Source organism: Roseateles violae, from assembly GCF_030410485.1.
Classification (GTDB): domain Bacteria; phylum Pseudomonadota; class Gammaproteobacteria; order Burkholderiales; family Burkholderiaceae_C; genus Roseateles_D; species Roseateles_D violae.
Map to the genome: position 1 here is coordinate 199,519 of NZ_JAUHHC010000007.1, position 22,694 is coordinate 222,212.

20 protein-coding genes are annotated in these 22,694 nt (G+C 67.8%); 9 read left to right on the forward strand and 11 right to left on the reverse strand.

Going from position 1 to position 22,694, the window contains the following annotated elements; genetic code table 11:
* Window positions 1-64 precede the first annotated feature (64 nt).
* Genes QWJ38_RS23005 through QWJ38_RS23020 form a run of 4 tightly spaced genes read right to left on the reverse strand, consistent with a single transcriptional unit; the run spans window position 65 to window position 5,727 of the window.
* Entirely contained in the window at window positions 65-1,573 is a 1,509-nt protein-coding gene (locus QWJ38_RS23005) for an MFS transporter (RefSeq protein ID WP_290361474.1), read from the reverse strand.
* 56 nt (window positions 1,574-1,629) lie between these two features.
* Window positions 1,630-3,282: a glycoside hydrolase family 43 protein gene (locus tag QWJ38_RS23010; RefSeq protein WP_290361475.1), complete on the reverse strand. Its 1,653-nt coding sequence runs from the start codon at window positions 3,280-3,282 to the stop codon at window positions 1,630-1,632.
* A gap of 4 nt (window positions 3,283-3,286) precedes the next feature.
* Window positions 3,287-4,606 (reverse strand): xylose isomerase, encoded by a 1,320-nt coding sequence (xylA, locus tag QWJ38_RS23015; RefSeq protein ID WP_290361476.1) that lies wholly within the window; start codon window positions 4,604-4,606, stop codon window positions 3,287-3,289.
* Between the two features lie 26 nt (window positions 4,607-4,632).
* Entirely contained in the window at window positions 4,633-5,727 is a 1,095-nt protein-coding gene (locus tag QWJ38_RS23020) for an endo-1,4-beta-xylanase (RefSeq protein ID WP_290361477.1), read from the reverse strand.
* A gap of 559 nt (window positions 5,728-6,286) precedes the next feature.
* Between QWJ38_RS23020 and QWJ38_RS23025 the strand changes: the two genes are divergently transcribed.
* The 7 genes from QWJ38_RS23025 (at window position 6,287) to QWJ38_RS23055 (ending at window position 12,410) form a co-directional block, all read left to right on the forward strand.
* Window positions 6,287-7,654 carry a GH1 family beta-glucosidase gene (locus QWJ38_RS23025; RefSeq protein WP_290361478.1) on the forward strand — a complete coding sequence of 456 codons (1,368 nt, stop codon included), beginning with the start codon at window positions 6,287-6,289 and terminating at the stop codon, window positions 7,652-7,654.
* A 1-nt stretch (window position 7,655) separates the two neighbouring features.
* Entirely contained in the window at window positions 7,656-8,681 is a 1,026-nt protein-coding gene (glk, locus tag QWJ38_RS23030; protein ID WP_290361479.1) for a glucokinase, read from the forward strand.
* A gap of 86 nt (window positions 8,682-8,767) precedes the next feature.
* Window positions 8,768-9,814, forward strand: a complete 1,047-nt coding sequence (locus QWJ38_RS23035) for an ABC transporter substrate-binding protein (RefSeq protein WP_290361480.1) — start codon at window positions 8,768-8,770, stop codon at window positions 9,812-9,814.
* Window positions 9,815-9,906: 92 nt separating this feature from the next.
* Window positions 9,907-10,449: an SCO family protein gene (locus QWJ38_RS23040; RefSeq protein WP_290361481.1), complete on the forward strand. Its 543-nt coding sequence runs from the start codon at window positions 9,907-9,909 to the stop codon at window positions 10,447-10,449.
* Window positions 10,450-10,475: 26 nt separating this feature from the next.
* Window positions 10,476-10,871: a cupredoxin domain-containing protein gene (locus QWJ38_RS23045; protein WP_290361482.1), complete on the forward strand. Its 396-nt coding sequence runs from the start codon at window positions 10,476-10,478 to the stop codon at window positions 10,869-10,871.
* A gap of 53 nt (window positions 10,872-10,924) precedes the next feature.
* Window positions 10,925-11,662 (forward strand): ABC transporter permease, encoded by a 738-nt coding sequence (locus tag QWJ38_RS23050; protein WP_290361483.1) that lies wholly within the window; start codon window positions 10,925-10,927, stop codon window positions 11,660-11,662.
* The gene (locus QWJ38_RS23055; protein WP_290361484.1) at window positions 11,652-12,410 is read left to right on the forward strand and encodes an ABC transporter ATP-binding protein; all 759 of its coding nucleotides are present in this window, start codon (window positions 11,652-11,654) and stop codon (window positions 12,408-12,410) included. The genes QWJ38_RS23050 and QWJ38_RS23055 overlap by 11 nt, the downstream gene beginning before the upstream one ends.
* Before the next feature lie 21 nt (window positions 12,411-12,431).
* Here the strand turns inward: QWJ38_RS23055 and QWJ38_RS23060 are convergent, their stop codons facing one another.
* From QWJ38_RS23060 to QWJ38_RS23090, 7 genes are all read right to left on the reverse strand, one after another.
* Window positions 12,432-13,217 carry a polysaccharide deacetylase family protein gene (locus QWJ38_RS23060; RefSeq protein WP_290361485.1) on the reverse strand — a complete coding sequence of 262 codons (786 nt, stop codon included), beginning with the start codon at window positions 13,215-13,217 and terminating at the stop codon, window positions 12,432-12,434.
* A gap of 1 nt (window position 13,218) precedes the next feature.
* On the reverse strand, window positions 13,219-14,271 hold the full coding sequence (locus tag QWJ38_RS23065; RefSeq protein WP_290361486.1) for an ABC transporter ATP-binding protein: 1,053 nt from the start codon (window positions 14,269-14,271) through the stop codon (window positions 13,219-13,221).
* A gap of 2 nt (window positions 14,272-14,273) precedes the next feature.
* Window positions 14,274-15,134: a carbohydrate ABC transporter permease gene (locus QWJ38_RS23070; protein ID WP_290361487.1), complete on the reverse strand. Its 861-nt coding sequence runs from the start codon at window positions 15,132-15,134 to the stop codon at window positions 14,274-14,276.
* A complete protein-coding gene (locus QWJ38_RS23075) occupies window positions 15,131-15,994 on the reverse strand; it encodes a carbohydrate ABC transporter permease (protein WP_290361488.1) in 864 nt (287 codons plus the stop codon). Before QWJ38_RS23075 ends, QWJ38_RS23070 begins: the two co-directional genes overlap by 4 nt.
* A 9-nt stretch (window positions 15,995-16,003) precedes the next feature.
* Entirely contained in the window at window positions 16,004-17,278 is a 1,275-nt protein-coding gene (locus QWJ38_RS23080; RefSeq protein ID WP_290361489.1) for an ABC transporter substrate-binding protein, read from the reverse strand.
* Between the two features lie 84 nt (window positions 17,279-17,362).
* Window positions 17,363-18,808, reverse strand: a complete 1,446-nt coding sequence (locus QWJ38_RS23085) for a sensor histidine kinase (protein WP_290361490.1) — start codon at window positions 18,806-18,808, stop codon at window positions 17,363-17,365.
* Window positions 18,805-19,482 carry a response regulator transcription factor gene (locus QWJ38_RS23090; RefSeq protein WP_290361491.1) on the reverse strand — a complete coding sequence of 226 codons (678 nt, stop codon included), beginning with the start codon at window positions 19,480-19,482 and terminating at the stop codon, window positions 18,805-18,807. The genes QWJ38_RS23085 and QWJ38_RS23090 overlap by 4 nt, the downstream gene beginning before the upstream one ends.
* Before the next feature lie 140 nt (window positions 19,483-19,622).
* On the opposite strand from QWJ38_RS23090, the gene QWJ38_RS23095 reads away from it, so the two are divergent.
* On the forward strand, window positions 19,623-22,145 hold the full coding sequence (locus tag QWJ38_RS23095; protein ID WP_290361492.1) for a glycoside hydrolase family 3 protein: 2,523 nt from the start codon (window positions 19,623-19,625) through the stop codon (window positions 22,143-22,145).
* Window positions 22,146-22,178: 33 nt separating this feature from the next.
* A partial coding sequence (locus QWJ38_RS23100; protein WP_491572023.1) for an aldose epimerase family protein occupies window positions 22,179-22,694 on the forward strand: 516 nt, incomplete at its 3' end.

Here is a 22,694-nt window from a genome sequence, read left to right on the forward strand (position 1 = left end):
TTAAATGACACCGTTGTCATTTTCGATACTAGGGTCAGTACTCATGGCAGAAAAAGCGACGGGTTCACGCCACACCCGCCTCGGCCTTCATGCGCCGGCGCGCCAGCTCCTCGGCCATCTGCAGCGTGGTCTGGTGGCCCAGCTTGTTGGCGATCAGGCACAGGGTGCAGGCGGCGAACAGCAGGCCCACCACGATGCTGGAGGCCACGCGGTAGCCTTCGATGGCATTGGCGGCGGCCGGCGCCTGCGTGTCGTAGCCGAAGAAGCCGGCCAGGATCCACAGCAGGCTGGCCGAGCCGAGCGCGAGGCCCGCCTTCAGCGAGAAGCCGATGGTCGCGAACACCATGCCGGTGAAGCGCCGCCCGGTCTGCCACTCGGAGTAGTCGGCGGCATCGGCATACATCGCCCACATGATGGCGCAGGTCGGCGCGTAGACCATTGAGCCGATGACGGCGAGCCCCAGCATGCCCCAGACCGCGGTGGGCGGCAGCAGGTAGAGGGCGAAGGCATTGAGCGCCGCCAGCGCGAAGCAGACGACCGCGACGGTACGCCGGCCGAACCGTGCACTCAGGCCGGTGGACAGCATGATGAAGACGATGGTGGTGCCGAAGCCCGCCATGTTGACGATGCTGTTGAACACATCGGCGACGTTGGAGTTGGCGATCGTGTCGCGCGTGCCGTGGACGATGTAGCCCATCGTGTCCGCCAGGCTGCCGGTGCCGGACAGGCTGCTGGTGGTCAGGCCCAGCGTCTCGACGAAGTCGAACATGGCCGCCTTGTCGGCGTAGTGATGGTAGTAGTTGTAGTGGGCGCCGCCGCGCAGCGACAGCATGCCGAAGTGGAAGAGCGTGTAGCAGACCAGGGTGATCCAGGGGCCGTTCTTCAGCAGATCGGCGAAGTCCTGCTTCGGCGAGGACTTCACCTGCATCACCGGCTTGATGCGTTCCTTGGTCGTGAAGAAGGTGACCATGAACAGCAGCAGGCAGGCCACCGCCCAGATCGTCATCGTCATCTGCCAGCCGTACTGGCGGTCATGGCCTTGCGCGAACTTGGCGACCAGCGGCAGCGTGCAGCCGCCGACGACGAACTGCGCGATGTTGACCGAGACGAAGCGGTAGGAGTTCAGCTTGGTGCGCTCGTTCAGGTCCGCCGTCATCACCCCGCCCAGCGCCGAGTAGGGCATGTTGTTCATCGAGTACAGCGTCATCAAAAGGGTGTTGGTGATGCCGGCATAGGCCACCAGCATGCCGGTGCTCCAGCCCCAGCTCTTGTCGGGCGTCGTGTAAGCCAGCACCATCACCACGGCCCAGGGCACGGCCGTCCACAGGATCCAGGGTCTGAACTTGCCCCAGCGCGTCTCGGTGCGATCGGCCAGCACGCCCATCACCGGGTCGAAGACAGCATCCCACAGCCGCGGCCACAGCAGGATGGCGGCGGCCGCGTTGGCGCTCAACCCGAACACATCGGTGTAGAAATTGAGCTGGAACAGCACCATGGTCATGAAGACCAGGTTGGCGGCGGCGTCGCCCGCGCTGTAGCCGGCTTTCTCGAGGAAGGACAGGGGCTGGCTCATGGGTCGGGTCTTGTCTCTTGTTGTGATGTCTTCGTGAGCGCCTGGCGTCGCGGCCTCTAGGTCACTTCGTAGTCGAAGTGGGCGAAATCGGCATGCAGCCGCGTGCCCGCCAGGTCCTGGCAGGCCAGGCCGATGTAGTTGCCGGTGAAGCCGAAGCTGCGCGCGAAGCCGTCCTCGAAGCGGGTGGCGGCCTCGTCGCTGAGCATCGCCGTGTCCAGCGCCGGGCCGAAGGCCTGCCAGACCCCGCCCTGGGCGCTTTGGGAAAATTGGAACTGGTACTGTGCGTGGCTGAATTCGACGGCCAGCTCGACCGCACCGTCGGCCAGCGGCAGCGGCGCGCAGGCCTCGCTGAGCTTGCCGTCGCGGTTGACCTGCAGCCGCAGCAGGCGAGCGCCGCTGTCGGGATCGCAGGTGACGTGCAGATAGGCGTGGTTGCTGGTGTTGTAGTAGGCGACCAGGCCCGCCATCTGCTGGAAGTGGGCCGGCGCGAAGTCCAGGCGGGTGGCGACCCGGCACATGAAGTGCTGCTGGCGGCGCGCGATCAGGCTTTGCTCGAACAGGCTCATCAGCGATTCGCGCCCCTTCAGGCGCAGCCAGCCGGGGCGTTCGCTCAAGCTGAGCCAGCTCTCGTCGACGGGGACACGCAGCGAGTTGAGCTGCGGGCTCAGCTCCGGCCCGTCGAAGCCGATGCGCACCGGCTCGGGCGCGAACGGATGGGGGGGCAGCGCCGGTGCGGCAATCTGCGCATGGGGAACGTTGCCGCCACCCTCGATCTCGGGCCAGTCGTCGTCGCGCCAGTGGATGCGCTGCAGCGCCGTCTCGCGGCCCAGCGGGCAGTGCAGGGCCGGGTAGCCCGCGGACGGGTCGTTGCGTTCCAGATTCGGGCCGCTCCATTCGAGCGGCCGGCCGCATAGATGGGCCAGCATCCACTCGCCGTTCTGGGTCTCGACCAGGCTGGCGTGGCCGGCGCGCTGCAGGCCGTCGGTGCGCTGCTTCCACGCGGTCAGCAGCGGGTTGCCGGGCAGGGTCTCGTAGGGGCCGTCGATGCTGCGCGAGCGTGCCAGGGTGACCGCATGCTCGTAGAAGGTGCCGCCCTCGGCCGTCATCAGGTAGTACCAGCCCTTGCGGCGGTACAGGTGCGGGCCTTCGACCACCTGCAGCTCGGTGCCGGCATAGATGTTCTTCACCGGCCCGACCAGGCGGCGGGCCTCGGGGTCGTATTCCTGCAGCAGGATGCCGTTGAAGTTGTGCTTGCCCGGCACATGGATCCACTGCTGGTTCAGCAGCCAGTGGCGGCCGTCCTCGTCGTGGAACATGCTGGCGTCGAAGCCCGAACTGTTCAGCGCGATGCGCTCGCTCCAGGGGCCGTCGATGCTGGGCGCCGTGATCAGATAGTTGTGCGCATCCTTATGCGCGCCATACATGCTGCGCACATCGGTGTAGACCAGCCAGAACAGGCCTTCCGAATAGCTCAGGCAGGGCGCCCAGATGCCGGACGAGTCGGGATGGCCGATCAGGTCGAGCTGGCTCTTGCGCGTGACCGCGTAGGCGCGATGCTGCCAGTGAACCAGGTCCTTGCTGTGGTGGATGCGCACGGCCGGCCACCACTCGAAGGTCGAGGTGGCCAGATAGTAGTCGTCGCCGACGCGGCAGATCGACGGGTCCGGGTGGAAGCCCGGCAGCACCGGGTTGTTGATGAGGCCGGACATGGGCTTAGCCGACGAATTTATTGCACCAGTTCTCGAGGAATTCCTGGCGGCCCGAGACGGGCGGCTGGTCGATATTGCGGTCCCAGGCATGCTGGGCCACGGTGTCGAGCGAGCTCTTGCCGGCAAGCACATGCTGCGCCCAGGGCGCCGACCAGCTGCTGTAGCGCTGCTCGACGAAGCGGCTCATGGTGCCGTCCTTGATCATCGCCTCGGCCATCAGCAGTGCCTTGGCGCAGACGTCGACGCCGCCGATATGGGCATGGAACATGTCCTCGGCATCGAGCGACTGGCGGCGCGCCTTGGCGTCGAAATTGGTGCCGCCATGGGTATAGCCGCCGCCCTGCAGGATGTAGTACAGCGCCAGCGCGGTCTCGGGGATGTTGTTGGGGAACTGGTCGGTGTCCCAGCCGCACTGCATGTCGCCGCGGTTCATGTCGATCGAGCCGAACAGGCCGGTGGCATTGGCCAGCGCGATCTCATGCTCGAAGCTGTGGCCGGCCAAGGTCGCGTGGTTGGCCTCGATATTGACCTTGACCTCCTTTTCCAGCCCCCAGCGCTGCAGCGTGCCGTAGACGGTGGCGACGTCGAAGTCGTACTGGTGCTTGCTGGGCTCGCGCGGCTTGGGCTCCAGCATCACGAAGCCGGGCAGGCCGATCTTGTGCTTGTACTCGACCACCATCTGCAGGAAGCGGCCGAACTGCTCGCCCTCGCGCTTCAGGTCGGTGTTGAGCAGGGTCTCGTAGCCCTCGCGGCCGCCCCACAGCACGTAGTTGATGCCGCCCAGCGCCCGGGTCGCGTTCATCGCCTCGCGCACCTGCAGCGCCGCCATCGCGAAGGTCTCGGCATCCGGGTTGGTGGCCGCGCCGCTCATGAAGCGGCGGTGGCTGAACGCATTGGCCGTGCCCCACAGCAGCTGGATGCCGGTGTCGGCCTGCTTGCGGCCCAGCACGTCGACCATGGCCTTCAGGTTCTCGACCGTCTCGCGCGGCGTTGCGCCCTCGGGGGCCACGTCGCGGTCATGGAAGGTGTAGTAGGGCAGGCCCAGCTTGCTGATGAAGGCAAAGGCGTTGTCGGCCTTGGCCTTGGCGGCGGCCATCGGGTCCTGGATCGTCCACCAGGGGCGCTCGAAGGTGCCGGTATGGCTGAAGGGGTCGAAGCCGTTCCAGCAGAAGTTGTGCCAGTAGCAGACGGCAAAGCGCAGCTGTTCCTTCATCGTCTTGCCCAGCACGATGCGGTTCTCGTCGTACCAGCGGTAGGCCAGCGGGTTGTCGCTTTGGGGGCCCTCGTAACGGATCGGGGCGATGGCGTCGAAATAGGTGCTCATGGGGTGTCCTGCTTGGAGAAGCGTGCTTATTGCGCCGCACGTGCGGCGGCGAGTACCGCGTGGTACGCGGGTTTGGGTTGGAGTCGGGTATCGAACAGCAGCGGCGCCTCGAAGCGCGGCTGGGGCCAGCCCAAGAGCCAGGAGTAGGCATCGGCGATGCCCCACACAAGCAGCGCGCTGACCTTGTCGCGCCGGCTCAGCAGCAGGTTCACCAGCTCCGCGTAGCGCTGCGCCTGCGCCTGCAGCAGCTCGGGCGTGGCGGCCTGGACGGCGCTGCCGGTGAGGGTGTCGTTCAGCGCAATATCCAGCTCGGTAACATGCTGCCTGAGCCCCTCGGCGGCCAGCGCGTCGATGGCGTCCGCCACATCCGCCAGCTTCGGCCAGACGCGCCCGCAGTGCATCTGGTGGCCGATGCCGTCGATGCGCACGCCGTCGGCGCGCAGATCCCGCACCAGGCCGCGCATCGCCGCCACCTTCTTCGGGTTCTGGCTCTCGTAGTCGTTGTAGAACAGCAGCGCATCGGGGTCGGCCTTGGCGGCGGCGCGGAAGGCGATGGCGATGAACTCGGGGCCGATGATGCGCCGCCATGTGCTCATCCGCATGCCGGCCGCATCGGTCTGCGCGTCAGGCTCGTCGAACTGGAAGGCCTCGTTAACGACATCCCAGGCGAACACGCGGCCGCGGAAATGGCCGACCACATCGGCGATATAGCGCTCCAGCCGGGCGACCAGGGTGGCGCGGGAGACTTCCCCGGCGCCATCCGTGAACATCCAGTTTGCCGCCTGGTGGTGCCAGACCAGTGCATGGCCGCGCACCGGCATGCTGCGCTGGCGCGCGAAGTCGACGATGGCATCGGCGTCGGCGAAGTCGTAGCGACCTTCGCCGCGCGACAGCGACTCCTGCTTCATCGCGTTCTCGGCCACCAGCATGCCGAACTGGTGGGCGATGAAGGCCGCCACGGCCGGGTCGCGCAGTTGTGCGGCGGTTACCGCCGCGCCGAAGGGCAGGCGCTTGCCCAAGGCCTGGGCCAAGGAGGCCGGCTCGGTCGCCGCAAGACGTGCGCCGGCGGGCAGCGCAAGGCCCAGGGGGAGGGCGGCAAATTGGCGACGGCTGAGCAGCATGGGCGTCGGTGCGGTGTGGACTACCCCGAGCCGGCATGCTGCCTTTAGCGGGTCGATCCAGTTTGTTTTGTGCTCGTATTAAATCCAGGTGGCGGCCGAACTGCCATAGGGATTGCACTAGGAACGTGCGCCGTGCCGCTTTTTTGTGCATGCGTCCGACCCGGCTCGAGCCGGAATGGTTCGCATTGCCATCGAGACTTCGGTGGGCGTCGATCAATCTTCTTTTATATTTGACAACGCTGTCATTATGTCCTTACCATCCGTTCCGTTCGGAAATAAGAACGGGCAGCAAGCGGCCGGACCAGCCCCAGGTCAAGAGCGGAGGTCGCAAGCTGGCAAGGACGGATGGAGACAACATGACTGGCAAAACTCCTGGCGGTTTCCCCGGCGGCGGCCCGCTGCAGCAGCATCCTGCGGCCAGCAAGCAGACCGCCTCAAGGCGGCGGCAAGCCTGATCGCCGTCATCGCGTGCCGTCGCCCCCGTGCTGCCGACGGCTCCCCTGAACGACCCGGCTTCGAGCGCTCCGCGCTGCTTATGCTTTCACCATTGATTGAACCGATGAACGCCAAAGACAACGACTCACAGCTCGGGCCCGAGGCCCTGGCCCGGGTTTTCCGTGCCGACTTCCAGTGGGGCTCGGCCACCAGCGCCGCCCAGATCGAGGGCGCGGCCTTCGAGGACGGCAAGGGGGAGTCGATCTGGGACCGCTTCTGCCGCGAGCCGGGCCGCATCAACGACGGCTCCAATATCGACATCGCCTGCGACCATTACCACCGCTACAAGGACGATGTCGCGCGGATGAAGGCCATGGGTCTGGACGCCTACCGCTTCTCGATCGCCTGGCCGCGCGTGCAGCCCGATGGCTCGGGCGCCTGGAACGAGGCCGGCTTCGGCTTCTACGATCGCCTGATCAACGAGTTGCTGGCCGCCGGCATCAAGCCCCATGCGACGCTGTACCACTGGGATCTGCCGGCCGCGCTGCATGACCAGTTCAACGGCTGGGCCTCGCGGGACATCGTGCCCCTGTTCGCCGCCTACGCGGCCGAGGTCGCGCGCCGCTTCGGCGACCGGCTGGCCTCGATCGCGACCTTGAACGAGCCCTGGTGCGTCGCGACGCTCGGCTATGAGACGGCCCAGTTCGCACCCGGCCAGACCAGCCGCGCGACGGCCGCGCAGGTCTCGCACCATCTGATGATGGCCCATGGCGCGGCGATCAAGGCGATGCGGCCCTTGACGAAGACGCCGCTGGGTGTGGTGCTGAACCACACGCCGGCCTTCCCCGCGCAGAACACCGAGAGCGACCGCCGCGCCGCCCGCATCGACGACGGCCTCAATGTGCGCTGGTATATGGACCCGATCTTCCGCGGCCAGTACCCTGCCGACGTGATCGAGTACCTGGGCGAGGACGCACCGGTGATCGAGCCGCAGGATCTGCCCCTGATCCAGCAGCCGCTGGACTTCCTGGGCGTCAATTTCTACACCCGCAGCTTCATCAGCACCCAGCAGCCGGCCGTGCCGGCGCCCGGCAAGCAGGGCTTCACCGACATGGGCTGGGAGATCTATCCGAAGGCCTTGACCCAGCACCTGGTGCGCATCACCCGCGAGTATTCGCCGCCGCCGATCGCCATCACCGAGAACGGCATGGCGAATGCCGACCAGGTCGTCGACGGCCGCGTCGCCGACGAGGAACGCATCGCCTATCTGCGCTCGCATCTGCAGGCGCTGGCCGACGCGATCGAGCTCGGCGTCGATGTGCGCGGCTATTTCTACTGGAGCCTGCTCGACAACTTCGAGTGGAACAGCGGCTACACCAAACGCTTCGGCCTGTTCCATGTCGACTACGCGACGCAAGAGCGCCTGGCCAAGGACAGCGCGCACTGGTACCGCGACTTCATCGCCGCCCACCATGCGCTGAAGAAGCCCTGATATGGCACATCTGTTCGATGCGACGCCGCCCGCTGTCATGATGAAGAACCCCACCGGCTATCCCCGTCTGCTCGCCGATGTCGGTGGCACCAATGCCCGCTTCGCCAGCCAGTCGCGCCCCCAGGGACCGCTCGAGCATTGCGGCAGCTACCGCTGCGCCGATTTCGAGACCTTGTGGGACGCGATCTGCCACCACCTCTGGCGCGAGGGTCTGGACAAGCCGCGCGCCGGCGCGATCGGCATCGCCACCGCGATCACCGGCGACCATGTGCGCATGACCAACCACCACTGGGCCTTCTCGATCAAGGGCCTGCAGGATGCGCTGGGCCTGGAGCGCCTGCTGGTGCTGAACGACTTCTCGGCGCTGGCGCTGGCGCTGCCGGCGCTGCAGCCGGGCGCCTGCCGCCAGATCGGCGGCGGCGCGCCGGTGGCCGGCGCGCCGATCGGCCTGATCGGGCCCGGCACCGGCCTGGGCGTCTCGGGCCTGGTGCCGACCGTCAATGCCGTGCCGGGCGCCGCGCTGGCGCCGCTGGGCGGCGAGGGCGGCCATGTGACCTTGAGCTCCTACGAGCCCGAGGAGGCGGCCGTGCTGCAGCTCCTGCAGCGCCGCTTCGGCCATGTCTCGGCCGAGCGCGCGCTGTCCGGGCCGGGGCTGGAGAACCTCTATCTCGCCCTGGCCGAGCTGCGCGGCAACGCCGCGCCGCAGGCCCATGCGCGCTCGATCAGCGCCGCCGCGCTGTCCGGCGGCGATGCGCTGGCCGAGGAGGCGCTGCAGATGTTCGCCAGCCTGCTTGGCAATGTGGCCGGCAATCTGGCGCTGACGCTGGGCGCGCGCGGCGGGCTCTACATCGGCGGCGGCATCGTGCCGCGTCTGGGCGAGTGGTTCGAGCGCTCACGCTTTCGCGCCGCCTTCGAGGCCAAGGGACGTTTTCGCGCCTATCTGCAGGAAATCCCGGTCTTCGTCGTGGAGGCCGCCGACCAGGCCGCCCTGGTCGGCGCCAGCCGAGCGCTCGACTCGGTCCACTAGCCCGGATGTTTCGTGCGCGAGCCGCCATCATTCCCGAGTGATGGAGAATGATCCGGCCCAACGACGCGAGACCGACCTTGTTCCCCATGCAGCCCGCCGATCCTGAACATTCCCTCCTCCGCCCGGATCGCCGGCGCCTGCTGGGCGGGGCCCTGGCGGCGGCGCTGCCGGCGCTGAGCCCGCCCGCCGCGGTGGCTGCGGCATCCGGCCCCTTGCAGGTAGGCGGTTTGCCGGTCACCTGCAATCTGACTCTGCCGGTGGCCTGCGTGGCCCGGGCGGCGGCCAACAAGGGTAGCGCGGGTCCGCGCTTCGAATTCGAGTACGCCAAGTACAACGGCTGGCCCGAAATCAAGGAATCGCTGATGGCCGGCCGCATCCAGGCGGCCTATATGCTGGCGCCGCTGGTGATGGACCTGGCGGACAAGAAGATCCCGGTCAAGATCGTCTCGCTGGGCCACCGCTCGGGCGCCGTCATCATGGTGCGCAGCGACTCGGCCTACAAGCGCTTCAAGGATCTGACGGGCAAGCGCATCGCGATACCCAGCCGCTTCGCGGTCGACTTCCTGTTCCTGCGCAAGATGCTGGCGCAGGAGGGCATGACGCCCAAGGACATCCAGATCGTCGAGATGCCCCCGCCGGACATGCCGGCCGCCCTCTACGCCAAGGCGGTCGACGCCTATTGCACCGGCGAACCTTTCGGCGCTGCCGCCCAGCGTGCCGGTTATGCGCGCGCCTTGCGCATGACGCGCGACGAATGGCGCAACTACATCTGCTGCGTGCTGACCGTGCGCGAGGAACTGATCCGCGACAACCGGACACTGGTGCAGGATCTGGTCAACCATGTGCTGGGCGCCGGTCAATGGCTCGATCAGCAGCAGGAGAACCGCAACAAGGCGGTGGCGATCGCGGCGGGCCGCAAGTACTTCAACCAGGATCCCAACATCATCAAGTTCGTGATGGAGAATCCGACCGACCGCGTCACCTATGGCGATCTGCGCATGATCCGCGCGGAGTTCGAGGAACTGATGCAGCTGTCCATCGAGGCGGGCACGATCAAGAGCCCGGTGGCCTACGAGAAGTACATGGACGAGAGCTTTGCCAGGGCGGCCCGACCGACCACCATCACGCTTTGATTGCTTTGATTCAATAAGGCCGCTTCTTGAACCGCTTCTGCTTGTCTTTCCTCGCGCTGGTCTGCGCTGCCTTGATAGCACCTGCAAACGCCGTGGCCGCGGCAGCCGCAACGCCCAAGCTGAAGGCCGGCGTGTTCGAGCCCGCGCACCCGGCGCCCGAGTTCTCCCTGCAGGCCAGCGATGGCGGCGCGCTGAAGCTGGCGCGCTATCGCGGCAAGCTGGTCTTGCTGGTGTTCGGCTTCACCCACTGCCCCGAGGTCTGCCCCACCACGTTGGCGACCCTGGCCCAGGCGCGCAAGGCCCTGGGCGCGAGCGCCGCCGAGGTGCAGGTGCTCTACATCACGGTCGATCCGGCGCGCGACGATCTCGAGCGCATCCGCAAGTACCTGGCGGCCTTCGACACCAGCTTCATCGGCGGCACCGGCAAGCCGGAGGATCTTGCCGCCATGCGCAAGCAGTACGGCGTGGTCGCCCAGAAGGTCGAGACCAAGCCGGCCAGCGAGTTCTACGGCATGAACCATTCGACCTCGGTCTTCCTGATCGACCGTGAGGGCCGGCTGCGCGCGATGATGCCCTACGGCCACGATGCGGCCGACTTCGTGCACGACCTCAAGCTGCTGCTGACCGCAAAGTGAAGCGCGGCCGGCTTGCTGCATTGCTGTTGCTGCTGGCGCTGTCGGCCCTGCTGGGCTGGGCCGCGCTTGCCCCGCTCGCGCCTGACTCGCGCGACGAGCTGTTCGAGATCCCCAAGGGCACCTATGCGCGCCGCATGGCCGGCGACAAGGTCGAGATCCTGCCCGACACGATCCGGCTCACCTTGGGCGGCCGGGACGTGCTGCTGCTGAAGAACCTGGACGAGGTGCCGCAGATCTTCGGCCCGGTGCTGATCATGCCGGGGCAGAGTTTCCGGCTGCCCTTCGAGGTCGCGTCTACCTACAGCTTCGCGTGCAGCGCGCATGCGAGCGGACAGATGAACGTGATCGTCGAGCCCGCGCCGACGCGCGGCTGGGAAACACTGCGCTGGCGCGCGCAGGACTTGATCAAGAGGATTCTGTGAGTTCAATCGCTTCACATGGTTTCGGTGCCATCAGAGCGCGGCTGGGAAAGATCGTGCCGCCGCTGCTGGTCATGGCCCTGGTCATCGGATTCTGGTGGTGGACGGTCGCGCGCACCGAGAGTGCGATCTTCCCGACGCCCTGGGCCGTCGTTACCGGCACGCTGGAACTGGCCGAGGACGGCACGCTGTGGGAGCACATCGGTGCCTCGCTGTTCCGCGTCGGCGTGGGCTTCGGCCTGGCCGTCGCCGTGGCGGTGCCGCTGGGCCTTTGGATGGGCTGGGTGGGCGGCGCCTACCGCACGCTGAACCCGATCTTCCAGATGCTGCGCCCGATCTCGCCGATCGCCTGGATCCCGCTGGCCATCCTGTGGTTCGGCATGGACGATATCTCGCCGATCTTCCTGATCTTCATCTCCTCGGTCTTCCCGATGATCGTGCAGACGACCAATGGCGTGCACACGATCGAGCGGCGCTATCTGCGGGCGGCGGCCAACTTCGGCGTCTCGCGCGCCGTGCTGTTCCGCCAGGTGGTGATCCCCGCCGTGCTGCCCGAGATCATCGTCGGCATGCGCATCGGCATCGGCGTGGCCTGGCTGGTGGTGGTGGCGGCCGAGATGATCGCGCTGCGCTCGGGCCTGGGTTTCCTGATCATGGACTCGCGCAATGCCGGCAACCGCTACGACCTCGTCATCGCCAGCATGATCATCATCGGCCTGATCGGCCTGCTGCTCGACGGCATCACCCGCCTGCTGGAAAGACTCAAGACCGTGAAATGGCGCTATGTCCGATAAGAAGAACCAGGACGGCAAGATCGTCGTCAAGGACCTGAGAAAGAGTTTCGCCGCGCTGCCCGTCATTGACGGCGTCGGCTTCAGCGTTGCCGAGGGCGAGTTCGTCGCCATCGTCGGGCCCTCGGGCTGCGGCAAATCCACGCTGATGAACATCATCGCGGGCTTCGAGCGTCCGGACGCCGGCCAGGTGCTGGTCGACGGCCGTGAACTGACCGGCCCCAGCCCCAAGGGCATCGTGATCTCGCAGCATGGTTCGGTCTTCCCCTGGCTGACCGTGCAGCAGAACCTGATGTTCGGACTGACCGACGCGGTGCACGGCGGCACGGCCGAAGAGAAGGCGGCGCTGGCCGACCACTATGCGGCGATGGTGGGGCTGAAGGGCTTCGAGTCGGCCTATCCGCACGAACTGTCGGGTGGCATGCTCAAGCGCGTGGAGATCGCCCGCGCCTTCGTCGTGAAGCCCGAGATCCTGTACATGGACGAGCCCTTCTCGGCGCTCGACGCGCTGATGAATCTGCGCATGCGCAACGAATTGCTGCGCATCCTGGCCGAGGAGCGGCACACGGTGCTGCTGATCACCCACGACGTCGAGGAGGCGATCTATATGGCCGATCGCATCCTGGTGCTGTCGGCGCGCCCGACCGCGATCCAGAGTAGCTTCGAGGTCGACCTGCCGCATCCCCGCAGGCTTTCCAGTCCCGAGGCTCAGGCCCTGCGCGAAGCGATCCTGAAGGAGCTGGGGCTCTGAAGCGCTGGCGCGCTGGCCGGCTCAGTGCCGGCCGCGCACGTAGTTCATGATGTTGATGAAGCTGTCGGTCCAGTAGATCTCGCGGTGCGCCGCCAGGTAGGCCAGCAACTCGGCATGGGCCTGTGCGCTGACGCTCAGGTGCTCGGCGCCGATGCCGTGGAAGGTGATGTTGATCATCGTGCCGGCCTGGGCCGCCTGCTGCACCAGGGCGATCAGTTCGGCACCGCTGGCGCCCGCCGGCGCGACAAAGGCGACGCGATGGGGATCCAGGCCGCGCATGTCCGCCACCACGCCGCCGAAACCCGCCTTGATCGCCACGAAATCGCTCTTGAGCAAGGCCAGATAGTCCTGCCCGCCGGCCAGCGATTCGCCACAGGGCGCGGTGAAGGTTCGCTCGCTGCGCCCGTCGATCGCCTGCAGCAAGGTGTTGCCGACTCGGACCTGCGCCGCCATCTGGGAGGCGCTGGTGTGGTCCAGATCATTGTCGGCGCTGACCCAGCCACGGTCCGGCGCCTGGCGCGAGCATTGGTGGAAGAGGCTGTGATTGCCCAGTTCGTGACCGCGGGCGGCGACGGCGCGCCAGTCGGCCATGCGGCTGCGCAGCGTCTCGCTGCTCAAGATCAGATAGAAGCTGGCGCGCAGGCCGGCCTTGTCTAGCGCAGGGATGGCGGTATCGAGCTGGCTGGCCAGCGCGTCGTCATAGGCGAGGCTGACCGCGGCCTTGGCGCCGCCGGGCCAGGCCCAGGGCTCGGCCGCCTCGACTTGCAAGCCGGTGCACAGCAGCGCCAGCGCGATCCAGCGTCTCATATCAGGCCAAGCGCAGCTCGGTGGCCGGGTCGAACAGATGGGCGGCCTCGGCCGACCATTGCAGATGCACCGCATCGCCGACCCGGCCGCGCAGATTGCCGGGCACGCGCGCGGTCAGGCGTCCCAGCGCGGTGTCCACCAGCACATAGGTCTCGGGCCCGGTCGGCTCGATCATCAGCAGGCGGCCAGGCAGGCCTTCGTCGGCCAGGCGGATGTCCTCGGGGCGCAGGCCGTAGAGCAGTTCCTGTCGCGCGATCGGCTTCTGGCCCTCGCTCGCGGGCAGCGCGTAGTCCCCGGCGCTGAGGCCCGCGCCATCGGCCAGCGCGGTGAAGAAGTTCATCGTCGGCGAGCCGATGAACTCGGCGACGAAGCGAGTGGCCGGGCGTGAATAGATCTCCTCGGGCGTGCCGAACTGCTGGACCACGCCGTCCTTCATCACCGCGATGCGGTCGCCCAAGGTCATCGCCTCGACCTGGTCGTGCGTCACATAGACGGTGGTCGTGCGGGTGCGCTGATGCAGGAGCTTGATCTCGGCGCGCATCTCGATGCGCAGCTTGGCGTCCAGGTTCGACAGCGGCTCGTCGAACAGGAAGAGCTTGGGCTCGCGCGCCAAGGCCCGCCCCATTGCCACGCGCTGGCGCTGGCCGCCGGAGAGCTGGCCGGGCTTGCGGTCCAGCAGGTGATCGATCTGCAGCATGCGGGCGACCCGCTCGACCGTTTCCGCCCGCTGGGCCTTGGGCACCTTGCGCATCTCCAGGCCGAAGGCGATGTTCTGCGCCACCGTCATGTTCGGGTAGAGCGCATAGCTCTGGAACACCATGGCGATGTCGCGCTCGCGGCTGGGCAGATCGGTGACGTCACGCTCGCCGATGTGGATCGTCCCCGAGCTCGGCGACTCCAGCCCCGCAATCATGGACAGCAAGGTCGACTTGCCGCAGCCCGAGGGGCCGACCAGGATCAGGAATTCGCCGGCCTCGATCTCGATGTCGATGCCCTTCAGCACCTCGGCCTTGCCGAAGCGCTTGCGGACCGCGGAAATGGTCAGTGCACCCATGCTCAAGCTTTCACGGCGCCGGCGGTGAGGCCGCGCACGAAGTATTTGCCCGCCACGATATAGATCAGCAGGGTGGGCAGGGCGGCGATCATGGCGGCGGCCATGTCGACGTTGTATTCCTTGACCGCGCTGGAGGTGTTGGCGAGATTGTTCAGGCCCACCGTCACCGGCCGGCTGTCGCCGCCGGCGAACACGACGCCGTAGAGAAAGTCGTTCCAGATCGCGGTGAACTGCCAGATCAGCGTGACGACCAGGATGGGCGTCGACAGCGGCAGCACGATGCGCCGGAAGATCTGCCAGAAGGAGGCGCCGTCCAGGGGCGCGGCCTTGACCAGCTCGTTCGGCAGGCCGACGTAGTAGTTGCGGAAAAACAGCGTGGTCGAGGGCAGGCCGGCCAGCACATGGACCAGGATCAGGCCCCAGATCGAGTTGGCGATGCCCAGCCAGCCCAGCACCTGGCTCATCGGCAGCAGCACCACCTGCATGGGCATGAAGACGCCGAACAGCAGCAGCGCGAACAGCAGCTCGCTGCCGCGAAAGCGCCACTGGGTCAGCACATAGCCGTTCAGCGCGCCTAAAGCGGTGGACACGGCCACGGCCGGCACGACCATCAGCACCGAATTGACAAAGAAGGGCCGCAGGCCGCCGCAGTCGGTGCCGGTGCAGGCGCTGGACCAGGCCTGCGCCCAGGCGGCGAAGCTGGGCGCGGCGGGCAGGGCCAGCAGCGTGCCGTCGCGGATCTCGTCCATGCCTTTCAGCGAGGTGGCCACCATCACGTACAGCGGCATCAGGAAAAAGGCCGCGAATAGCAGCAGCGCGCCCAGCAGCACGATGCGCTGGAAGTGAAAAGCGGGCTTGATCATCGCGCGGCCCTCAGCTCGGAATAGAGGTAGGGCACGACGATCGCGGCCACCGTCGCCAGCATCATCGTGGCGCCGGCCGCGCCCAGGCCGATCTGGCCGCGCGAGAAGGCCATCGTGTACATGAAGGTGGCCGGCAGGTCGGTGGCATAGCCGGGGCCGCCGGCGGTCAGCGCCATCACCAGATCGAAGCTCTTGATCGCCAGATGGCTGACCACCATCAGCGTCGAGAAGAACACCGGCCGCAAGGTCGGGATGATGATGCGGCGATAGACCTGGGGCAGGCTGGCGCCGTCGACCTGGGCGGCCTTGATGATGCTGTCGTCGATGCCGCGCAGCCCGGCCAGGAACAGCGCCATCACGAAACCGGCCGACTGCCAGATGCCGGCGATGACGACGCAGTAGATCGCCATATCGGGGTCGACCAGCCAGCCGAACGTGAAGTCCTCGAAGCCCCATTGCCGCATCAGGTGCTCCAGCCCCAGGCCGGGGTTCAGTATCCATTTCCAGGCTGTGCCGGTGACGATGAAGGACAGCGCCATCGGATACAGATAGATCGTGCGCAGCACACCCTCGGCGCGTACCTTCTGGTCCAGCAGGATGGCCAGCAGCAGGCCCAGGCCCATGCCGCCGACGATGAAGAGCCCGCCGAAGATGGCGAGGTTCTTCATCGCCAGCCACCAGCGCTCGTTGTCGAACAGCGCCTCGTACTGCGCCAGGCCGACGAACTCGTAATTGGGCAGCATGCGCGAGGCGGACAGCGACAGATAGCCGTTCCAGGCCATCAGCCCGTAGATGAAGGCGAAGGCCAGAAGGAAGGCCGGCGCGATGACCAGCTTGGGCAGCAGCGGGGCGCGCGGCATGGAACAGTGTCAGCGGGTGCGGGCGGCGGCGACCAGCTTGGCCTGCGCATCCTTGACCGTCATCTTGTCGCTGTTCCAGAACTGGCTGATCACGTCCTTGATCGCGCCCTCGGCCGGTGTCGGCACGGCCATGCCGTGGGCAATCGAGGGCAGCAGGGTGCCGGCCTTGGCGGCGGCGTTGAAATCGGTGGCCGAGGTCTTGGCGCAGTCGTCGAACTTGTCCATGGCCACGCCCAGCCGCACCGGGATCGAGCCCTTGGCCAGGTTGAACAGCTGCTGGAACTCGGGCGACAGGATGGCCGAGGCCAGGTCCTTCTGCGCCTGGCTGTTGGCGGCGTTCTTCAGCTTGAACATCGCGAAGGAATCGATGTTGTAGCTGAAGCTGGCGGCGCTGCCCGGCGCCGGTAGGCAGACGAACGTCTTGCCCGGCTGGCCGCCGGCGGCTATGAACTCGCCCTTGGCCCAGTCGCCCATGAACTGCATCCCGGCCTGGCCCTTGATCACCATCGCGGTGGCGAGGTTCCAGTCGCGACCGGGCGAATTCTTGTCGGTATAGGGCTTGATGCGCTTGAAGGTCGTCAGCACCTTTTCCATCAGCGGGCCCTTGAGGGTGTCGGGGTCCAGCTTGACCAGGGCCTTGGCGTAGAAGTCGGCCCCGCCCAGGCCCAGGGCGACGCTCTCGAACAGGGTCAGGTCCTGCCAGTTCTGGCCGCCATGGGCGACCGGGATCACGCCGGCCTTCTGCAGCGCATCGGCGGCGACGAAGAACTCGTCCCAGTTGGTCGGCAGCTTGGCGCCCGCGCGCTTGAAGACCTCGGGGTTGGCCCAGAGCCAGTTGACGCGGTGCACATTGACCGGGACGGCGATGTACTTGCCCTGGTACTTCATCTGCGCGGCCACCGCCTTGGGCAAGATATCGTCCCAGTGCTCGGCGCGGGCCAGCTCTTCCATCGGGGCCAGCACGCCTTCAGCGGCCCAGTCCTGCAGCGAGGGCCCCTTGATCTGCGCCGCGGCCGGGGCATTGCCCGAGACCACGCGCGACTTCAAGACCGTCATCGCCGAATCGCCGCCGCCGCCGGCCACGGCGAAGTCCTTCCAGGTATGGCCCTTGGCCTGCAAGGTGGCTTTCAGCGCCTGGGCGGCGCGCGCCTCGCCGCCGCTGGTCCACCAGTGCAGGACCTCGACCTCACCGGCCCGCGCCGGCGCCGTCGCAACAAGCCCCGCCAGCAGCAGGGCGGCCCCAAGGGGGTGGGGCGAGGACAAGGGCTTGCGGCGGCTGTTCATGGCGCTGTCTCCGTTGTTCTTGGGCGCGTAAAAGATTACGGGCCGAAGAATTATTAACGAAACATTAACAAACGAAGGCGAGGGCTAACCCTCGGCCAGCGCCGGCAGGCTGATCCGGGCGATCAGGCCGCGCTCGGGTGCATGCAGCAGGCTCACGCGGCCGGCATGGCGCTCGACGATCTCGCGCACGATGGGCAGACCCAGGCCGCAGCCCTCGCCGTCCTGGCTGCCGCGCACGAAGCGTTCGAACATCTGCGCCAGCTGCGCATCGGCCAGGCCGGGGCCGTTGTCCTCGACCTCCAGCAGCAAATCGCCGGACGGGCCGGCCGAGCGGCGCAGCCGCACGGTGACGCTGGCGCCGCGGCCGGCATAGCGGATCGCGTTGTCGATCAGATTGATCAGCGCCTCGCGCAGCAGCAGTGCGATGCCGCGCACGCGCAGCGCGCCGTCGTCCTCCGGCTCCTCCAGCCCCAGGTCCACACCGGCCGCCAGCGCGCGCGGCACCAGCTCGGCCGTCACCTCCTGTGCCAGGCGCCGCAGGTCCAGCGGCTGCATCGGCTGCTGCGAGGCCGATTCCGGCTCGCTGCGCGCCAGACTCAAGAGCTGGTTGACCAGATGGGCGCTGCGCCGGGCGCTCTCGTGCACCCGCTGCAGCCGCGCCAGCAGCTCGGGCGCGGCCTGGGCCTCGCGGGCCTCCTGCATGGCCAGCTCGGTCTGGCTCTTCAGGCCGGCCAGCGGGGTGCGCAGTTGGTGGGCCGCGTCGCTGATGAAGCGCTTGTGCGCGCCGATGCTGTGGTGCACGGCGCTCAGCAAGGTGTTGATCGCCTGGGCCAGCGAGCGCACCTCCGGCGGCGCGTCCTCCAGCTGGATGGCGGTCAGGTCATTCGCCGCGCGGCCGGCCACGCGCGCCTGCAGCTGGGCCAGCGGCGCCAGGCCGGCGCGGATGCCGGCCCAGACGATCATCGTCATCAGCAGCATCAGGCCGGACAGCGGCAGTACCGTGTCGAGCAGGATGCGCCGCGCCAGTTCCTCGCGATTGGCGCTGGAGCGGGCGACCTGCACCAGCAGCGGCTGGTCGGGTCTGTCGCCGGCGCCGTAGTTCAGCAGCAGGGCGGCCACGCGCACCCGGCTGCCGGCGGCCTGCGGCGCGCCCGGGTCCTGCAGCTCGCCGTTGTAGAAGAAAGGCTCGCCGACCTGGACGGCGGCATCGGGCGGCAGTGGCGGCAGGTTGCGGTTGCCGAGGATGAAATGCCCCGGCGGCGTGCTGACCGTGTAGAGCACGCGGTCGCTGGGATCGGCCTCGAGGATGTCCTGGGCGGCGCGCGGGAAGTCGATGAACAGGCCGTTGTCCAGCGGCTTGACCTGGCGGGCCAGCGCGCGCGAGGACTGCGACAGGCTGGCGTCGATCGCCTCGTTGGCATAGCGACCGGCCAGCTTGTAGGTGAAAAGTGCGGCCGCCAGCCACAGCACGACCTGAGGCGCCAGCAGCCAGATGAACAGCTGCCGGTGCAGCGAGCGCGCCTGGATCATGCGGCCGCTTCGACCTCGAGCAGATAACCGAGGCCGCGCACGGTGCGGATCGCCAGGCCCGACTGCTCCAGCTTGCGCCGCAGCCGGTGGATATAGACCTCGATCGAGCCGGCGCCGCTGCTGCTCTCGCTCTTGTCCTGCGCCCAGGCCTGGCTGATCTGCTCCTTGGTCACGACCTTGTCGCGCTCCTGCAGCAGCAGGTCCAGCAGCATCGCCTCGCGCGGGCTCAAGTCCAGCGGCTCGCCGCCGGCCGTGGCCCGGCGGGTCTCGCGATCGAAGCTCAGCCGGGCCAGCTCGGTGCCGCCGCTCAGCGGCCGCCCGCGGCGCAGCAGCGCATGCAGGCGCGCCTCCAGCTCGGGGAAGTCGAAGGGCTTGGTCAGGTAGTCGTCGGCGCCCGCATTGAGACCGGCGACGCGGTCGTCCAGGCTGTCCAGCGCGGTCAGCACCAGCACCGGCACATTGCGGCGCGCCTGGCGCAGGCGCTTGAGCACGGTGAGGCCGTCGACCATGGGCAGGCCGAGGTCGAGGATGGCGATGTCGAACGCTGCTTTCAGCAGCAGGTACTCGGCCACCGCGCCGTTCGGCGCGTGCTCGACCTCGAAGCCGGCCCGGCGCAGCTGCGCGCCCAGCGCCTCGGCGAGGATGGCGTCGTCTTCGGCGAGTAGGAGCTTCATCGGCTAAGGGTTAACGTTCTATTAACGCATTCTTAATGTCATTAAGAATATGTCATCACGAGCGGGCGGCCAAGGGCGTGCGCAGTGTACTGTTTGCATTCAGGCCAGAGCCGCAGCTAAGCGGCCAGATCGAGACAAGCATGAACGCTAAATTTCAAGCGCGCCGTCGGCGCCCGGGCTTTCCCTCCGCTTCTTCTTTCTCGCTGCTGCTACTGGCGATTGTCCCCGCCGTGGCGGCCACGCCGGACTGGCCGAGCCGGCCCGCGCCGCGGCCCGACCCGGCGCTGGAGGCTCGCATCGAAAAGCTGCTGGCCGGCATGAGCCTGGCGCAGAAGGTCGGGCAGATGACCCAGCCCGAGATCAAGTCCATCACGCCCGCCGAGGTCACGCGCTATTCAATCGGCTCGGTGCTGAACGGCGGCGGCACCTGGCCGGGCAACAACAAGCAGGCCGGCGTGGGCGACTGGCTGGCGCTGGCCAAGGCCTACCACCAGGCCTCGCTGGCGGCGCCCGGCGGCATCCCGCTGATCTGGGGCACAGACGCCGTGCACGGCCACAACAACGTGCTCGGCGCGACGCTGTTTCCGCACAATATCGGCCTGGGCGCCAGCGGCGACGCGGCCCTGGTCGAGGAGATCGCGGCGGCGACGGCCAAGGCGGTGCGGTCCACCGGCATCCGCTGGGTGTTCGCGCCGACGATCGCGGTGGCGCGCGATGCCCGCTGGGGCCGCACTTACGAGAGCTTCTCGGAGAACCCGGCCCTGGTGGCCCGTCTGGGCGCTGCCCATGTGCGCGGCCTGCAGGGCCAGCTGAAGGGCGATGCGAACGTCGTCGCCACGGCCAAGCACTTCATCGGCGACGGCGGCACCGAGCTGGGCCGCGACCAGGGCGTCAACCGTTCGGATCGAGCCGAGCTGATGGCGGTCCACGGCCAGGGCTATCTGGCCGCGCTGGATGCCGGCGCGCAGACGGTGATGGCCTCCTTCAACAGCTGGCACGAGGAGGCGGCCGGCGTGGGTTACGGCAAGCTGCATGGCAGTCATGCGCTGCTGACCGGCCTGTTGAAGGAGCGGCTGGGTTTCGACGGCCTGCTGGTCTCGGATTGGAACGGCATCGGCCAGGTGCAGGGCTGCAGCAATGCTTCCTGCCCGCAGGCGATCAAGGCCGGCATCGACATGGTGATGGTGCCCGAGGACTGGCGCGCCTTCATCGCCAACACGATCGCGGAGGTCGAGCGCGGCGAGATCCCGCAGGCCCGCATCGACGACGCGGTGCGCCGCATCCTGCGCGTCAAGCTGCGCGCCGGCCTGTTCGACAAGGCACCGGGCGAGGGCGTCTGGGACGGCAAGGCCGAGGCCCTGCAGGCGCGCGAACTGGCGCGGCGGGCGGCGCGCCAGACCCTGGTGCTGCTGAAGAACAACGGCGGCGTGCTGCCGCTCACGCGCGGCAAGCGCATCCTGGTGGTGGGCAAGAGCGCCGACAGCCTGCCCAACCAGGCGGGCGGCTGGACGCTGACCTGGCAGGGCACGGAGAACCGCAGCAGCGACTTCCCCGCCGCCACGACCATCCTGGCCGGCCTGCGCGAGTTCGGCGAGCTGCAGTTCAGCGAGACGGCCGAGGGCGTCGACGTGCGCCGCTTCGACGCCGTCATCGCGGTGATCGGCGAGACGCCCTATGCCGAGGGCCATGGCGACATCCCGGCCTCGGGCACCCTGCAGCACAGCAGCCGCTATCCGGAAGACCTCGCAGTGCTGAAAAAGGTGTCGGGGCAGGGCGTGCCGGTGGTCACCGTCTTCCTGTCCGGCCGCACCGTCTATGCCAACGACCTGATCAATCTGTCGGACGCCTTCGTGGCGGCCTGGCTGCCGGGCAGCGAGGGCGGCGGTGTCGCCGATCTGCTGTTCCGCGGCGCGCCGTCCTATGACTTCACGGCCCGTCTGCCCTTTGCCTGGCCGGCCGCGATCTGCCCGGGCAAGACCCGGCCCCTGTTCGCGCTGGGCTATGGCCTCAGCTATGCGGGCAAGCCGGCCAGCGTGCCGCGGCTGCCAGTGCAGCAAAGCTCGGGTGGCTGCGCCGCCGCCACCGAAATGGGCATCTTCGTCAAGTCGAATCAGCCGCCGTATCAATTGCAGGTGGGCAGCCTGGACGGCAGCTGGCCCGAGGCGGCGCTCGGCGGCGATCTGAACGCGAGCCTCGGCTATCCGTCCGAGGCGGCGCCGCGGGTCAGCGTATCGACGGTGCAGATCAACACGCAGCAGGACGCCCGCCGCGTCGTCTGGCAGGGGCCGGCCCGGCTGTTCGCCGGCTCGGCGCAGAAGGCGGCGCTGCAGACCTATCCGAACGGGGCCCTGGTCTTCGACACCGTGGTCGAGCAGGCACCGAGCGCTTCGGTGCGCCTGGCCATGGGCTGCGGGGCGGGCTGTGCCGGCATGCTGGAGCTGGGCGATGTGCTGCGGCGCCTCGGCGTTGGCAAGCGCAGCACCGTGAAAGTGCCGCTGAGCTGTTTCGCCGCGGCCGGTGCCGAGCTGAGCCGGATCGAGCAGCCCTTCAGCCTGGCGGCCGACGCGCCGTTCACCGCGGCCTTTGCCAATATCCGCGTGCAGGCCGGCGCCGCGCTCGATGCCGATGCGCTGAAATGCAGCCAGCTGAAGCTGCAGCGCTGAGCCCAGACCCCGACCGATGGAGAGTGAAACCGAATGCAGATCCAGCGCTATTCACTGGATGACGGTTGCGGCCTGCAGCTGGAGTTGATGGACTGGGGCGCCAGCTGGCTGAGCGCGCGGCTGCATGGACGCGAGCTGCTGCTGGGCCACGCGGATCCGGCGGCCTATCGGGATCAGTCGGCTTATATGGGCGCGATCGTCGGACGGGTCGCCAACCGCATCGCCGGCGCCGGCTTTGCGCTGCAGGGGCGCGAGTACCGCTTGACCGCCAACGAGGGGCTGAACCAGCTCCATGGCGGCCCCGACGGCTTTCACCGGCGGGCCTGGCGGGGCGTGCAGCGCTCCGCCACGCGGGCCAACTTCGAGCTCGACTCCGCCGATGGCGACCAGGGCTTTCCGTCCAGGCTGCGAGCCACGGCGAGCTACCGCTTGACCGCCGCCCAGCAGGTCGAGATCCATTTCGAGGTCGAGAACCTCGGCCCGACCGACACCATCGCCGGAATCACCAGCCACGCCTATTTCAGCCTCGATGGCCCGGAGCAGGGGGTG